General features: G+C 69.8%; 15 protein-coding genes. 6 read left to right on the forward strand and 9 right to left on the reverse strand.

Going from position 1 to position 13,371, the window contains the following annotated elements; genetic code table 11:
- The 3 genes from VZQ01_RS21230 to VZQ01_RS21240 form a co-directional block, all read right to left on the reverse strand.
- Window positions 1–753, reverse strand: coding sequence for a DUF5953 family protein (locus tag VZQ01_RS21230; protein WP_426748830.1), 753 nt, complete (start codon window positions 751–753; stop codon window positions 1–3).
- Window positions 750–1,661: a DUF6310 domain-containing protein gene (locus tag VZQ01_RS21235; protein WP_426748831.1), complete on the reverse strand. Its 912-nt coding sequence runs from the start codon at window positions 1,659–1,661 to the stop codon at window positions 750–752. Before VZQ01_RS21235 ends, VZQ01_RS21230 begins: the two co-directional genes overlap by 4 nt.
- A 76-nt stretch (window positions 1,662–1,737) precedes the next feature.
- Window positions 1,738–3,927, reverse strand: a complete 2,190-nt coding sequence (locus VZQ01_RS21240) for a DPP IV N-terminal domain-containing protein (RefSeq protein WP_426748832.1) — start codon at window positions 3,925–3,927, stop codon at window positions 1,738–1,740.
- A gap of 180 nt (window positions 3,928–4,107) precedes the next feature.
- Here VZQ01_RS21240 and VZQ01_RS21245 point away from each other — a divergent pair, with 180 nt between their 5' ends.
- Entirely contained in the window at window positions 4,108–4,641 is a 534-nt protein-coding gene (locus tag VZQ01_RS21245; RefSeq protein ID WP_408888689.1) for an ureidoglycolate lyase, read from the forward strand.
- 76 nt (window positions 4,642–4,717) lie between these two features.
- On the forward strand, window positions 4,718–6,373 hold the full coding sequence (locus VZQ01_RS21250; protein ID WP_426748833.1) for an FAD-binding dehydrogenase: 1,656 nt from the start codon (window positions 4,718–4,720) through the stop codon (window positions 6,371–6,373).
- 12 nt (window positions 6,374–6,385) lie between these two features.
- Here the strand turns inward: VZQ01_RS21250 and VZQ01_RS21255 are convergent, their stop codons facing one another.
- The 4 genes from VZQ01_RS21255 to VZQ01_RS21270 all read right to left on the reverse strand — a co-directional run bounded on the left by VZQ01_RS21255 (window position 6,386) and on the right by VZQ01_RS21270 (window position 8,601).
- Window positions 6,386–6,727 carry a DUF2845 domain-containing protein gene (locus VZQ01_RS21255; RefSeq protein WP_223750504.1) on the reverse strand — a complete coding sequence of 114 codons (342 nt, stop codon included), beginning with the start codon at window positions 6,725–6,727 and terminating at the stop codon, window positions 6,386–6,388.
- A 75-nt stretch (window positions 6,728–6,802) separates the two neighbouring features.
- Entirely contained in the window at window positions 6,803–7,195 is a 393-nt protein-coding gene (locus VZQ01_RS21260; protein WP_141331870.1) for a hypothetical protein, read from the reverse strand.
- Window positions 7,192–8,178 carry a C2 family cysteine protease gene (locus tag VZQ01_RS21265; protein WP_426748834.1) on the reverse strand — a complete coding sequence of 329 codons (987 nt, stop codon included), beginning with the start codon at window positions 8,176–8,178 and terminating at the stop codon, window positions 7,192–7,194. Before VZQ01_RS21265 ends, VZQ01_RS21260 begins: the two co-directional genes overlap by 4 nt.
- A 132-nt stretch (window positions 8,179–8,310) precedes the next feature.
- Window positions 8,311–8,601: a hypothetical protein gene (locus tag VZQ01_RS21270; protein ID WP_046717013.1), complete on the reverse strand. Its 291-nt coding sequence runs from the start codon at window positions 8,599–8,601 to the stop codon at window positions 8,311–8,313.
- A gap of 287 nt (window positions 8,602–8,888) precedes the next feature.
- On the opposite strand from VZQ01_RS21270, the gene VZQ01_RS21275 reads away from it, so the two are divergent.
- Window positions 8,889–9,911 carry an ABC transporter ATP-binding protein gene (locus VZQ01_RS21275; protein WP_426748835.1) on the forward strand — a complete coding sequence of 341 codons (1,023 nt, stop codon included), beginning with the start codon at window positions 8,889–8,891 and terminating at the stop codon, window positions 9,909–9,911.
- On the opposite strand, the gene VZQ01_RS21280 is transcribed toward VZQ01_RS21275, so the two are convergent.
- Entirely contained in the window at window positions 9,905–10,426 is a 522-nt protein-coding gene (locus VZQ01_RS21280; RefSeq protein ID WP_223750498.1) for an aminoacyl-tRNA deacylase, read from the reverse strand. The two genes, VZQ01_RS21275 and VZQ01_RS21280, sit on opposite strands and share 7 nt — an antisense overlap.
- Window positions 10,427–10,539: 113 nt before the next feature.
- Window positions 10,540–10,737, reverse strand: a complete 198-nt coding sequence (locus VZQ01_RS21285; protein WP_223750497.1) for a hypothetical protein — start codon at window positions 10,735–10,737, stop codon at window positions 10,540–10,542.
- Window positions 10,738–11,100: 363 nt separating this feature from the next.
- Between VZQ01_RS21285 and VZQ01_RS21290 the strand changes: the two genes are divergently transcribed.
- The 3 genes from VZQ01_RS21290 to VZQ01_RS21300 all read left to right on the forward strand — a co-directional run bounded on the left by VZQ01_RS21290 (window position 11,101) and on the right by VZQ01_RS21300 (window position 13,293).
- On the forward strand, window positions 11,101–11,427 hold the full coding sequence (locus VZQ01_RS21290; protein WP_141332421.1) for a DUF2171 domain-containing protein: 327 nt from the start codon (window positions 11,101–11,103) through the stop codon (window positions 11,425–11,427).
- Between the two features lie 147 nt (window positions 11,428–11,574).
- Entirely contained in the window at window positions 11,575–12,825 is a 1,251-nt protein-coding gene (locus VZQ01_RS21295; protein WP_223750496.1) for a Kelch repeat-containing protein, read from the forward strand.
- Window positions 12,826–12,909: 84 nt separating this feature from the next.
- The gene (locus VZQ01_RS21300) at window positions 12,910–13,293 is read left to right on the forward strand and encodes a hypothetical protein (protein ID WP_426748836.1); all 384 of its coding nucleotides are present in this window, start codon (window positions 12,910–12,912) and stop codon (window positions 13,291–13,293) included.
- Window positions 13,294–13,371 lie beyond the last annotated feature (78 nt).

The following is a 13,371-nucleotide window of genomic DNA, read 5'->3' on the forward strand; positions in this document are numbered from 1 at the left end:
TCACGCCGTGCGCCGACCTATCGCGGGAAGGCGCTCATAGGCTCGCTGAAGCGCGTCCAGGTGGGAGGGGTTGTCGTAGTCGAGCGGCGCGTCCGTGAGCTGCACAACCCACCCGCCCGAGGCCGTGCGCCGTGCTCGTGAGAGCAGTCCGGTGTCGTGGGTAGGGGCAGGGAAGCCGATGCGCTTGGCGGCGGCGCTGGACCAGTGGTTCAGCCACCCGAGGAAGCAGGGTGTCTCTGGCGCGGAGAGTTTCTCCGGGAGGTCGAGCATGGGAAGCCCGCGAGGAGAGCGCTCGGGGGCCTGGGGGGAGCGGCGAAACTGTCGCGCAACCTCTGCGCCGTAGCTGTCCGGGGACGCATGGCCCCAGAACGCGCGCGCGCCCTCTGCCATGCCCTCGAGCAGGGCCGACGCCGCGGTGATTCCGCCTTCATCCAGTGGCAGTCGCGCATGGACTTCGACCTGGTCCTGACCGCCTGGGCTGAAGAGCCCGGACCGGTCCCTCCCCGAAACCGTGATGGGGTAGCTCTCGTCGCCGTTGCACAGGAGGGGGAAGGCCCCGTCCAAGGTGTTCTCCGTGAGCCACGCATCACGGTCGGACAATGCGATGGGGCGGCCGCCCCCGGCGAGCTTCCATTGCAGGCGCAAGCCAGGGAGCGACTGTTCCATGCCATGGACGATGGCGAGCGCGCGCTCATCGTGCCTCGCGAGCGCTGGGGCGTAGGCGATGACGATGAGGGTTCTGCTCTTGTTCATCGTGAGCACCCCGTGACGAAGATATCGAGCGTGGGGTCCTGTGCTTCCAGCATGTCCCGATGGGCCGTGGTGCTCACTCCGATGACGAAGCCGTAGCCGCAGGCCGTGGCTGCTCTGCGCTCCCTGCCGAGTTGCTCCATCTCCTTCTCTATCTCCTGACTCTGGATGAAGCCGTTATAGGTATCGAAGCGGTGGGTCTTGATCTCCCAGAGCACTCGCGCGCCGACTTGCAGCGCATCGAAGCGAACCCCGTTCACGAGGACGTCCATGCCTGGATACCGGTTGGGTGGAAACCTGTCGGTGCACGCATTGTGCGGCGCGTCCTCTCCTGCGTGAGGAACCGGGATGGGTCTGCACTCAGGGCGGCGCTCGTGTTCGCGAGGCCCTGTTGGCACAGGAGGAAACGCGTCCTGTGCCGATGGGTCTGGAGTGGGCTTTCGATTCGCCGAGGTGTCTCGCGGAGCCGACTTCGTTCGGGGAGCGGCCTCGTCCTCGTTCGGACGATTCCCGCTCAGCGCATACGCATCCAACGCTTCCTTGATGGCGACACCCACCACCACTGCGCCCAGGACGATCACCGCGCCCACGACGATTTCGGGCGCAGCGAGGACGCAGAGGCCGACGCCCAGCGCCGCCGCAGCCGTAGAAGCGACAGCACATCGTCCCGTCCGGTCATTCAGCCGGACCCGGTCATGGTCGAGCACCGCGAAGCACCGCTCCGCGAGCACGGGCCAGGGGTGGGCGGCCTCGCGAACGACGCACCGTCCTCCGTCAGTCCACGGTAGTGTCGCGGCCCGTTGGAGGTTGGCCAGTTGCTGGCTCCGGGACGTACGCGCTCCTGGGTTTGGTGTCGACGTGGCACAGGCGGAGCTGAAGAGCAGGAGTGCGGCGCAAGCGCGGAGTCGCATGGTTTCGTTCTGGTCGATGTGGTGCGCCGTGGGGGAGAAGCTGGCTGCTCGTGGAGTATGCCAGCAGTCCCGACGGCTACAGGTGCTGGTGGAAGTAGCGCGCCGTCTCCTCCCACAGGCGTTCGGCGAGCACGGGGTCGAACACCATGTGCCCCATGCCACTCAGGGGCAGCAGCTCATGGGGCTGGCCCGCGCGGAACAGCGCGTCCGACAGCTTGAGCGCCTGGAAGAAGAGGACGTTGTCGTCCGCCGTGCCGTGGACTACCAGCAGCTTGCCCATGGGCTTGCCCGCCTTCACGTGCGTGAGCAGCGAGGCCTGCTCATACGCCTGGGGCTGCTCGTCGGGCAGGCCGAAGAAGCGCTCCGTCAAATGTGAGTCGTAGTCGCGCCAGTCCGTCACCGAGGACACGGCCACCGCGGCCTTGAAGACATCCGGGCGCGTGAGCACCGCCAGCGCGGACATGTAGCCGCCGTTGCTCGCGCCCGTGATTCCCACGCGACCCAGGTCCATCTCCGGCACCTCCGCCGCGAGCGCGCGCAGCGCGGCCACCTGCTCGTCGAGCACCAAGCGAGGCCAGTCGTACTTCGGCTTTCGCAGCTTCGCGTCCGCCGTGGGCGCCACGCCGCGCCCGTCGAGCTTCACCACGATGAACCCCTGGTCCGCCAGCCACTGGTCCGTGAGGTGCTGCATCATGCTCTGGTACACCATCGCCATGCCGGGCCCGCCGTAGATGTCCACGATGACCGGCAGCTTCACCCCGGGCTTCGCGTCGCGAGGCCGCACCAGCGACGTGGGATAGCGCTCCTTGCCCACGTGCCGCACCTCGATGCGCGGCTGCAGCGCCGGCACCTTCGCCAGCGAGGGCAGCTCTCCCACCCGCGTGCCATCCGCCTTCAGCACCGTGGTGTTCTTCATCCGCCGCGGCCCCTCGGCGCTCAATGCCAGGAACCCGCCCCGCTTGGAGAGCTTCGCCTGCTCCAGCGCGGGGCGCTCGCTCGTGACCCGCGTCGGCTTGCCTCCCGGGCTCAGCCGCCACACGTAGCGCTCCTCCGACGCGGTGCCGCCGGAGAAGTACACCGTGCCGTCCTGCTCCACGTAGCCCACCAGGTCGTAGAAGCCCGCGTCGGGCGGCACGAGCGAGCGCACGAGCTTGCCCGTGACATCGCGCAGCTCCAGCTCACCCGCCCCGTTGCGCTCGGTGTACCAGAGAAACCCGCTCCCATCCGCGAGCCAGTGGGGGAACGTCTGATGCAACGTGAGCCAGGCGTCGTCCTTCTCCACCAGCAGCGTGCGCGTGCTCCCCGTCCCCGGGTCCACCGCGAGCAGCAGCTCCTCCGTCTGCGCGCGGTTCTGCACCAGCACCGTCAGCGGCCCCTTCGCCGGCCAGCGCACCGTGGCGAGGTAGGGATACTTCTGTGCATCCCACTGCACCCACGTCGTCTTGCCACCCGTGACGGGGATGATGCCCAGGCGCACCCGCGCGTTGGGCTTGCCCGCGCGCGGATAGGCGAGCCGCTGTCCCTCCCGCTCGGGATTCAGCGCGTCCGGGACGACCAGCTTCTCCACGCCGCTCGAGTCGGACTCCGTGTAGGCCAAGGACTTGCCGTCCGGGCTCCACCAGTAGCCGGAGAAGCGCATCATCTCCGCGGTGGCGATGAACTCCGGCGTCCCGTGGCTCTTGTCCTCCGTGCCGCCCTTCGTCACCGCGCGCTCGGTGTTCGTCGCGAGGTCCAGGCGATACACGTCGTGGCCCCGCACGTAGGCCACCTGCGTCGCGTCCGGCGAGAAGCGCACGTCCATCGCGCCCGCGCCCAGCTTCAGCTCCGTCACCTTCCCGGAGGCGCGCGCGACGACGTACTGCTTGCCCGACATCCCCACGAGCAGCTTCTCGCCATCCTCGGACAACGCATAGGAGCCCAGGCCTCGCGGTGAGGCGCGCACGGGCTCCAGCTTCGCCTTCGCCTGGGCGGTGAGGCTCTCCTGTGCGCGCTGGAGGAGGCTCTCCGCGGTGAGGTACTCCCGCGTCTGTCCCGTGGCGGTGTCGAAGGCGTGGAGCGCGGTGGCTCGCGAGCCCTCCGCGGTGCGCAGGAAGAGGAGCGTCTGCTCGTCCGGCGTGAAGCTCGTGGCCGTGGGCCGGCCGCTGTTGAAGTAGCGCGTCTCCACGAGCTGACGGATGAAGCTCTCCGTCTTCGGCGCCGACACGCGGGGAGGCTGGGCGAGAACGGGCGTGCTCAGCAGGACCAGGGCGGTGAGGAGGATTCGCATGGGGGGTGTGGTCGGAGTCATCGGGATGATGGCTCACGAGGTGAAGAGACCATGTCATGGCGAGGTCGAGGCAGCCGGAAGTGCTCCTCGGTGCGACAGACAACGTGATGCATCGGGCGGCGCCCGTTGACCATGACCGTTCCATGGCAATGCGTGCGACGAGGCCTGTATGCTCATTCCATGCGTGAGCATCCAGACGTGCCCCGGGTCCTGGTCGCGCGGCCGCTGACCCCCGAGGGCTTCGCTCCCTACGGTGACGTGGTCAGCGCGGGGCTCGGACCCGGCGCGCTCGCGAACCAGGGCACCGCGGTGCGCTTCGACTGGTCCGCGAAGCTGGAGAACGCTCGCGAGTCCGCGAGGCCCAACCTCGCGGTGTTCCGCTCGGTGGCGCGCTCCCTGCCGTTCACCGTGAAGCTGCTGGAGCACCACCCGTACTCCAGCCAGGTGTTCCTGCCCATGCGCTGCGAGCGCTACCTGGTGTGCGTCGCGCCGACGGCGCCCTCGGGCGGTCCGGACCTGGAGCGCCTGGAGGCGTTCATCTGCGGTCCCGGTGAGGGTGTGAACTATCACCGGGGTGTGTGGCATCACCCCATCGTCGCGCTCGATGCGCCCGCGGAGCTGGCCATGCTGGCGTGGGAAGACGGGAGCGAGGGCGACTGTGTGGTGCTGCACTTCGAGCCGTCCGCGCACGTCCAGGTGCGATTCGACGGCTGAGTCCTGACGTCGACGCGGACGGACGCCCGCGCTTCCCCTATCATCCGGGGCCTTCCTCGTGGGTTGGAGGCTCCGGATGGGACAGCAAGCGGACGTCATCGTCGTGGGCGCGGGGCTGGCGGGGCTCGTCGCCGCGACGGAGCTCGCCGACGCGGGCAAGCGCGTCATCGTCGTGGACCAGGAGGGCGAGCAGAACCTGGGAGGACAGGCGTTCTGGTCCTTCGGCGGTCTGTTCCTGGTGGACTCGCCCGAGCAGCGGCGCATGGGCATCCATGACTCGCACGCGCTCGCGCTCGAGGACTGGCTGGGCACCGCGGGCTTCGACCGTGAGGAGGACCACTGGCCCCGCAAGTGGGCCGAGGCCTTCGTCGACTTCGCCGCCGGCGAGATGCGCCCGTGGCTCTACAACCAGGGTCTGCGCTGGTTCCCCGTCGTCGGCTGGGCCGAGCGCGGTGGCTACGGCGCCGTGGGCCACGGCAACTCCGTGCCGCGCTTCCATGTCACGTGGGGCACCGGGCCCGGCGTGCTCGCGCCCTTCGTGCGGCGCGCCGAGGAGGCGCGCAAGAAGGGGATGCTCACGTTCCTGTTCCGCCACCGCGTGGACGAGCTGCTCACCGAAGGCGGTGCCGTCGTCGGCGTGCGGGGCATGACGTTGGTGCCCTCGGACGTGGAGCGCGGCGTGAAGAGCTCGCGCGACACGGTGGGCGACTTCGAGGTGCGCGCGTCGGCCGTCGTCGTCACCTCGGGCGGCATCGGCGGCAACCACGAGCTGGTGCGCAAGAGCTGGCCGTCGCGCCTGGGCCCCGCGCCCGCGTTCATGGTGCAGGGCGTGCCCGACCATGTGGACGGACGGATGATTGCCATCACCGAGTCCGCGGGCGGACGGGTCATCAACCGCGACCGCATGTGGCACTACACGGAGGGCTTGCGAAACTGGAACCCCATCTGGCCGCGCCACGGCATCCGCATCCTGCCGGGGCCCAGCTCGCTGTGGCTGGACGCCACGGGCAAGCGCCTGCCGCCGCCGCTGTACCCGGGCTTCGACACGCTGGGGACGCTGGAGCACATCCTGAAGACGGGGCACGACTACTCGTGGTTCGTGCTGAACCAGTCCATCTTGAAGAAGGAGTTCGCGCTCTCCGGCTCCGAGCAGAACCCGGACCTCACGGGCAAGGACTGGAAGGGCGTGCTCAACCGCGCCGTGGGCAAGAAGGCCATGGGCCCGGTGGAGGCGTTCAAGGAGCACGGCGCGGACTTCGTCGTCGCCGAGGACCTGCGCACGCTGGTGGCGAAGATGAACGAGAAGACCGACACGAAGCTGCTCGACTTCGCCACGGTGGAGCGCGAGGTGCTCGCGAGGGACAGGCAGCTGGACAACCCGTTCGGCAAGGACCTGCAGATCGCCGCGATTCGCCAGGCACGCAACTACCGGGGAGACCAGCTGGTGCGCACCGCGAAGCTGCACCGGCTGCTGGACCCGAAGGCCGCGCCGCTCATCGGCGTGAAGCTGAACATCCTCACGCGCAAGACGCTGGGCGGCTTCGAGACGGACCTGTCCAGCCGCGTGTTCGGCGCCGAGGGCAAGCTGGTCCCCGGTCTCTACGCGGCGGGCGAGGTGGCCGGGTTCGGCGGCGGCGGCGTGCACGGCTACCGCGCGCTCGAGGGCACCTTCCTGGGCGGGTGCATCTTCTCGGGACGCGCGGCGGGCAGGGCGCTGGCGGCGACGGTGTAGCGCGAGGGTCTGCTACTTACCGTAGACCGTGCTGCGCACGTCGGTCAGCTTGCCGTCGGTGAAGGTCACCACCTGCATGAGGCGGTTGGGGCCGAAGTTGTAGGTCCACTCCTCGACCTCGACCGTGACGGTCTTCGAGGTCGAGGACTCCTCCTTGCCCTCGCGCACCCGCTCCTTGGTGGAGGTGGACTCGGTGCGGCGCTGCTTGGACAGGGGCTCGCCGCACTTGATGACGGCGTCGGTGGTGGTGGCCCCATCGGAGATGAGGTTGTTGCCACAGCGCAGCGTGGCGGCGTCCGCGTGCAGGGGCAGCAGCAGACCAGCGAGGGCGAGCGGGGCGAGGACCAGACGCATGAGGGCTCCACGGGGGAATGAAGGTGGGCGTCCGACGCGCGGGCCCCCGGGTTATTCACGCTGTCTCCGGAAGACTCAGGGCGCGCGGAGCTTGAGCCGCAGGCGCTGGTCGTCTCCCCGGTCGATGACCTCGGAGATTTCCAGCACCGAGCCCGCGGCCTCCACCGTCTGCCCCGCGCGCACGCGCACGTGCTGCTGCGAGGGGGGCTGGAGGTTCGCGTCGAAGATGAACAGCGCGGCGGTGGGCTCGCGGGTGCCCGCGTCGGTGTCCTCGGGCCAGAAGTTGCCCGTGGCCAGGCTCAGGCGGGGCGTGACCTGGAGGGGCCCGTGGTTCTTCGTCAGGGTGATGACGCCGGGCGCCGCCTCGGAGGACGGCGCCACGGCGGGCGTCTCGCGGGCGCACCCGGTCAGCACCAGCCCGAGGGCCAGCGCCAGACCGGTGTAGCCGCGCGACGCCCGGGGACTCACTTGGTGGGGTTGCTGTTGGCGTACTGGAAGGACTCCTGGAACTCCTTCTCGGTCAGCACGATGTCCGGCGTGCCGGCGCCCCAGGGGTTGCGCAGCGTGACGGTGCCGGCCTTGGTGTCCACGCCGGTGATGAAGTACTCGTGGTCCGCCACCAGCGTGCCGTCCTTGTAGCGCGCGCCGTCGGTGCCGTCCGGCAGGTCGATGCCGAGGAACTTGATGTCGTCGTGCGTGCCCGCGGTGAGGGCCTCGCCGGCCTTGAGGCGCGCGTCCAGGTCGGCCAGCGTGGTGCTGTCGACGTCCAGGCTGCTGCTCTTCTTGCCGGTGATGGCCTCCATCGCCTTGGCGCTGTTGCCGTGGACGATTTCGGGGTAGCCGCCCTTCCACTGGGCATAGGCCTTCTCGACCAGGGCCGGCCACAGCTCCGCCTTGCCGTTCTCCTGCGGGGTGCCGGCGTAGGCCGGGTCACCGCTGGCGTTGAGGGGCAGGTCGGGGGTGACGGTGATGTTCACCGGCTTGCCCTTGTCCTGGAAGGTGACGGTGTAGTTGCCGGACGCGTCCGGGCCCTTGACCATGTTCTCGATGAGGGCCGGGTTGGCGCGGGCGATGGCGCCCATGGAGGTCATCAGGTAGCAGTCGCCAATCTGGCCCTGCTGCACGTCGTTCCAGTGGGCCTTGGTGCCGTCGGTGCCCGCCTCGAAGAGGCTGCCGTTCTTCACCTGGCCGTAGGTGACGTTCGTGTCGAGCGCCTTGGGGTCCTTGGTCTTCGGCGTCTCGGCGCCGCTGGCCTGGAAGGTCTGTCCGAGCGCGGCGGCGAACTGCTCGCGGCGGCTGGGAGGCAGCATCCCGTCCTGGCTGCGTCCGCTGGCCCACTCGGGCTTCGTCTCGCGGACCTCCTGCTTCTTCACCTCCGGACGCACCGCCTCGGTTTCCTTGCGGGTGGTCTGGGTGACGCGGGACCCTTCATTCCCAATCTTGAAGCTCATGAACGTACTCCCCCTCGATGCGACTGACTTTGAACTTGGGACCGCCGTCCCCCAAGGACGGTGGTGGATGTCTGGATTATCTCAACGGCACTGCCCCGAGTTGCGTGGGGCCCACACTTGCGGTGCGGGGTGCTAGCGGACCTTGAGGTGGATGGCGGCTTCCTGGCCGTTCTCGCCCCGGACCTCGAGGATCTCCAGCTTCGCTCCGTCGACCTCGACGACCTGGGACGCGTGGACGCGCACGTGGTCCTGCTTGGAGGGGGAGGTGCGGGTGTCGATGATGAAGAGGCCCGCGGTGAGCTGCTTCTCGCGGCCGTCCACTTCCTCGGGCCAGAAGTTGCCGCTGGCCAGGCGCAGGTGCGGCTTCTGCGGGAGCACGAGGGGCCCCTGGCCCTTGATGAGTGTGATGGTGTCGGATGACATGCCTGTTTCCCCCAAGCGTCAGGACGTGCGGGCCCATGGAACGGGCCTCGCGTCAGATGTTCCCGGACGCTAGCACGGGGGCCTGTCCCTGGCGGGAGAGGCTTTGACTGGGAGTGTGGGATGGGGTGGGCGGGTGGAGGCGGGCTGTCAGCAGGTGCACGGCGCCGTGACATCGCGCTTGCCGTGCGGGGTGTCGTGGCGATGCTCCGGGGTCATGTACCCTCGGACGACAGCTTCGACTTGGACGACATGGGCCCGGGCGCCGGGCCTCGGGGAGGCCTAGCCGCGTGGCGACGGTGTCCCTGGAGGATGTGCGCAAGGTGTACCGGGGCGGCGTCGCCGCCGTGAAGGGCGTGACGCTCCACATCGCCGACGGCGAGTTCGTGTCACTCGTCGGCCCGTCCGGCTGCGGAAAGTCCACCACCCTCAACCTCATCGCCGGGCTGGAGGAGCTGTCCTCCGGAACGCTGCGCATCGATGGCACTGTCGTGAACGGCATGTCCCCCAAGGAGCGGGACATCGCCATGGTCTTCCAGAGCTACGCCCTCTATCCCCACCTGGATGTGGCCCGGAACCTCGCCTTCCCGCTGGAGGTCGCAGGCCTTCCTCGCTCGGACATCGATGCTCGCGTGCGCGAGGTCGCCTCGGTGCTCGGCCTGGAGGCCCTGCTCTCGCGTCGCCCGAAGGAGCTCTCCGGCGGACAGCGCCAACGCGTGGCCCTGGGGCGCGCCCTCGTGCGCCGCCCCAAGGTGTTCCTGTTCGACGAGCCCCTCTCCAACCTCGACGCCGCCCTGCGCACCCAGATGCGCGGCGAAATCAAGAAGCTGCACGAGCGACTCCAGGCCACCTTCATCTACGTCACCCATGACCAGGCCGAGGCCATGACGCTCTCCGACCGCGTCGTCGTGATGAGCCAGGGCGAGGTGCAGCAGGTGGCTCCACCGCGCGAGCTGTATGACGCCCCCGCGAACCTCTTCGTCGCGGGCTTCTTCGGCTCGCCTCGCATCAACCAGCTCAAGCCCCGGACCCTGGGACTCGCCGCAGAGGAGGAGGTGGTGCTGGGCCTGCGCCCGGAACACCTGGAAGTGATGGCGTCCCCATCGACGGACAGCGCGCTGACGGGCCGCGTGTACCTGGTGGAACCCATGGGCGCCGAGAGCTGGGTGACCGTGGACGTGGGCGGTGAGCACCTGGTGGCCCGTGCACCCGGTGACTTCCGCGCGGCGTCAGGCGCGGAGGTCGCGCTGCGCTTCGATGCGTCCAGGCTGCGCCGCTTCGATGCGCGCACGGGCCGCGCGCTCGCTCAATAGTCGGGCTGGAGCGCTTCTCTGTCGAACGGGAGCCTCCGAGCCTCTCCCGGGCGGTCATGGACGATGGCGCCGAGGTACGGCGCCTCCACGCCCACGAAGTCCGCGAAGCGCAGCTCCAGCGCTTCATCGTGCGAGCCCGCGCGGAACAGCAGCGTCTCCGCCTCGCCCAGGTGCCCGTCCACCACCACCGGCAACCCATACCGCCTGCCGAACGGTGGCTCCGCGCCCACCTCGCAGTCGGGGAAGAGGTGGGCGAACTCCGACTCGTCCGCGAGCCGCAAGCCCTTCGCGCCCGTCACCTCCGCGACGCGGTCCACGTCCACCGTGTCCGGCGCTCCCACGACACAAATCCAGAACGAGTCCTCCGAGCGGAGGATGACCGACTTGGCCACCTGGAAGCCGCTGACGTGCAGCGACTGTGCGAGCGCCTGCGCGGTGATGGCTCGCAGGTGCGGTCTTCGCTCGAAGGGAATCTGGTGACGCTCCAGGTACTGGAGGATGTTCTGCGGAATCATGGCGCGGCCTCCCTCGGTCCTTCCCAAGGAAGGTGCGCCCCTCCGCGCACGACGACCAATCGCTGTCACTCGCGCGCATGGCCCGCGAGCCGCCGCCCTGGCGCTCCACTCGCTCAGGCGTAGACGGGATTGCCCTCCAACGACATCTCCAACCGACGGTTCAACTGCTCCAGCCGGTCATGCCGCTCGCGCAGCATGTCGCGGTAGGCCCGCTGGTCCGTCCGGGAAATCTCGTCGAGCAGCTCACGCAACGCCGTGTCCAATGCCTGCTTCAGCTCGCGTCCCTCTACCTCGGAGAGCTCCAGTAACATGCCGCACCTCCCGTGACGGAAAGTAGGCACCTGCGCTTCATGCGGGCAGGGCCCGCCCGCCCGCCGCGGACCCCGGCGACCTCTCGGCCGCTGTCCTTCCTCCCGACATGACCCCGGACAGGGCAGACCGCGGGGAGGGGCTCCTGCGCTCCTGGCCGCCCCTTGAAATGTCCGAGGGGCGCGCTCGCCCTTCCGTGCTCGAAGCAGCCCGAGGCCCTGGGCTGACGTGGGGCGCCTCGCCGCTCCTCGGTCCGTGAGCCCTGGCGCGAGCGCCTCCTCGCCTGCTCCCTCGGACTGTCATCGGCCACCCGGTGCCCGCAGGTTCTCCCTGACGAGGGCACGGTGTGGCCGCGAGGAGGTCCGATGATTCAGTCCGGCGAAGTGCGTGAGGGAATGACGGTGAGGACCGCGGATGGGCGCAAGCTGGGGCGCGTCGCCGCGGTCGGTGACATCCACTTCGAGCTCGAGCAGGGCCTGGTGCCCGTGCCTCGCCGCGACTACCTCGTGGAGTTCCGCGACGTGGACTACGTCAGCGCCGACGACGTGTACCTCGCCAACGCGGACCATCCGCTGTTGAAGCTCGAGGTGGATGACGACGGCGGCGCGCTCCCACCCCGAAGCTCCCGCGGCATGGACGCCGAGCCGGTGAACACGCCAGCCCTCGGGGACGACGACTCCGTGCGCCACTGAGCGGCTCGCGGGACCTCCTCCGCGAGGGTCTGACGCCCGACCCTTCAGGCGGGTCAAGCGTCCGGAATCACTCAGGTTGGACATCCCTGGAATGTCAGACCGTCAGGCTACACGGGCTCTCTTCGACCTGCGAGGCGAGTGGGCTCCATGCGACGTGTTCCGACATCCTTCCTGGGCGTGGCACTGTGCGCGCTGGTGTTCTCGTGCGGCGCCGCTCCGCGTCCGGACGAGGGCGCTCGGGACGCCGTCGCCGTGCCGCTGCGTCTGCTGACGCCGCGCAAGCTGTTGCCGTTCGTCACGCTGGCGGATGGCCGCGTGCTGGCCGCGGGTGGGCATGATGGTCAGCGCACGCTCGCGAGCTGCGAGGTGTTCGAGCCGGAGACGGGGCTGTGGCGCGCGACGGGCGCGCTGAACAGGTCGCGTCGCAACCACGCGGCGGTGCGCCTGTTGGATGGTCGGGTGCTGGTGGTGGGCGGTGCCCAGGTCGCCGCGCCGAGCGCGCTGGCGGACGCGGAGGTGTACGAGCCGACCACGGGACAGTGGACGGTGGTGGCGCCGATGTCCGAGCCGCGCAATGACCCTGCCGTGGTGCTGCTGCCGGATGGCCGCGTGCTGGTCGCGGGCGGCACGGACGCGGACCGTCGGCCGCTGCGCTCGGCGGAGTTGTTCCAGCCGGAGACGGGCACGTGGGTGCCCGCGACGCCCCCGGGCTTCGTGCGAGGAGGCGCGGGGACGGCGGTGGTGCTCGGGCAGGGCAAGGTGCTCTTCGCGAGCGGGCTCCAGGCGGAGCTCTACGACGTGGCCACGGGGCGCTGGGAGAAGGCGGGCCTGACGGGAGGCGCGGCGGGCACTCATCGCGTGGGGCACTCCGTGACGGCGCTGCCGGATGGACGGGTGCTCGTGGTCGGCGGCGCCACGGCGCGCGCCTCGAGCACGGCGGAGCTGTATGACCCGATGACGGGCCTGTGGACGCTGGTGGCCGCGCCGTCCGTGCCTCGCGAGCACCACGCGGCGGTGGTGACGAAGGAGGGGATGGTGCTGGTGCTCGGCGGCGAGCACTTCACCACGGGCGCGCTCACGTCCGTGGAGCGCTTCAACCCGATGACGGGCCAGTGGTCCTCGGCGCCGGCGCTCGATGAGCCTCGGCGGTTCTCGCACGCGCTGCTGCTGTCGGACGGCGCGGTGTTGCTCGTGGGGGGCGCGAACGAGATGACGGGCATGCTCGGCTCGGGCGAGCGATATCTGCCCGGGGGCTGCGTGCCGGTGACGTGTGAGGCGCGCGTGGGCGCGTGTGGCGCGGTGCCGGATGGCTGCGGTGGGGAGCTGCAGTGCGCGCCTTGCTTCGTGGACCGCTGTGACGCGCCTCCGTGTCACGCGGAGGGCCTCACGCGGCGGTGACGGACGGTGGCACGGACGTGTCCCGCGTGCTCACGGGGCGAGCGCAGGTGACAGCCGTGGACGATTCCGGCTGGAATGCGCCGCATGCGCGGGTGGCTCGTCGGAATCGTCGTGGGACTGGGACTGCTCGGCTGCGGTGGTGACGGCGTCCCCACGCTCACCTACGACGAGTGGGCCGAACGTTCGGCCACCGCGCAGTGCTCCCACGCGCGCACCTGCGCGGGCTCCACGCTGGAGCAGGAGCCCTGTTTCGCCCAGGTCCTCGACAGCTACCAGCAAGTGGAGCCCACGCTGGAGGGCGCCGAGGGCGCCAGGTCCGGCTGCGTCCAGTGCATGCGCATCCGCACCGAGGAGCTCACCGCCGCGCTCGACAGCGACTGTCAGCGCCCGCCCGACGCCGCGCGCATCGACGCGGCCTGTGGCGCCGAGCGTCAAGCCTGCCTCGGTGCGCCATCGCTCACACCCTGAGCCGTGCCCACGTGCGACTGCGTGAGCACTCCCGCACGGAAAGCCTCGCAACCCACGAAGCCCCGGACGCACCGACGC

It is taken from the genome of Myxococcus faecalis, from assembly GCF_050039385.1.
In the GTDB taxonomy this organism is placed as follows: Bacteria; Myxococcota; Myxococcia; order Myxococcales; family Myxococcaceae; genus Myxococcus; species Myxococcus fulvus.

What these genes read in the sequence shown, in the direction of transcription:
- VZQ01_RS21230 (WP_426748830.1), bottom strand. Translation starts at nt 753, where the DNA reads ATGAACAAGAGCAGAACCCTCATCGTCATCGCCTACGCCCCAGCGCTC.
- VZQ01_RS21235 (WP_426748831.1), bottom strand. Translation starts at nt 1,661, where the DNA reads ATGCGACTCCGCGCTTGCGCCGCACTCCTGCTCTTCAGCTCCGCCTGT.
- VZQ01_RS21240 (WP_426748832.1), bottom strand. Translation starts at nt 3,927, where the DNA reads ATGCGAATCCTCCTCACCGCCCTGGTCCTGCTGAGCACGCCCGTTCTC.
- VZQ01_RS21245 (WP_408888689.1), top strand. Translation starts at nt 4,108, where the DNA reads ATGCGTGAGCATCCAGACGTGCCCCGGGTCCTGGTCGCGCGGCCGCTG.
- VZQ01_RS21250 (WP_426748833.1), top strand. Translation starts at nt 4,718, where the DNA reads ATGGGACAGCAAGCGGACGTCATCGTCGTGGGCGCGGGGCTGGCGGGG.
- VZQ01_RS21255 (WP_223750504.1), bottom strand. Translation starts at nt 6,727, where the DNA reads ATGCGTCTGGTCCTCGCCCCGCTCGCCCTCGCTGGTCTGCTGCTGCCC.
- VZQ01_RS21265 (WP_426748834.1), bottom strand. Translation starts at nt 8,178, where the DNA reads ATGAGCTTCAAGATTGGGAATGAAGGGTCCCGCGTCACCCAGACCACC.
- VZQ01_RS21270 (WP_046717013.1), bottom strand. Translation starts at nt 8,601, where the DNA reads ATGTCATCCGACACCATCACACTCATCAAGGGCCAGGGGCCCCTCGTG.
- VZQ01_RS21280 (WP_223750498.1), bottom strand. Translation starts at nt 10,426, where the DNA reads ATGATTCCGCAGAACATCCTCCAGTACCTGGAGCGTCACCAGATTCCC.
- VZQ01_RS21285 (WP_223750497.1), bottom strand. Translation starts at nt 10,737, where the DNA reads ATGTTACTGGAGCTCTCCGAGGTAGAGGGACGCGAGCTGAAGCAGGCA.
- VZQ01_RS21290 (WP_141332421.1), top strand. Translation starts at nt 11,101, where the DNA reads ATGATTCAGTCCGGCGAAGTGCGTGAGGGAATGACGGTGAGGACCGCG.
- VZQ01_RS21295 (WP_223750496.1), top strand. Translation starts at nt 11,575, where the DNA reads ATGCGACGTGTTCCGACATCCTTCCTGGGCGTGGCACTGTGCGCGCTG.
- VZQ01_RS21300 (WP_426748836.1), top strand. Translation starts at nt 12,910, where the DNA reads ATGCGCGGGTGGCTCGTCGGAATCGTCGTGGGACTGGGACTGCTCGGC.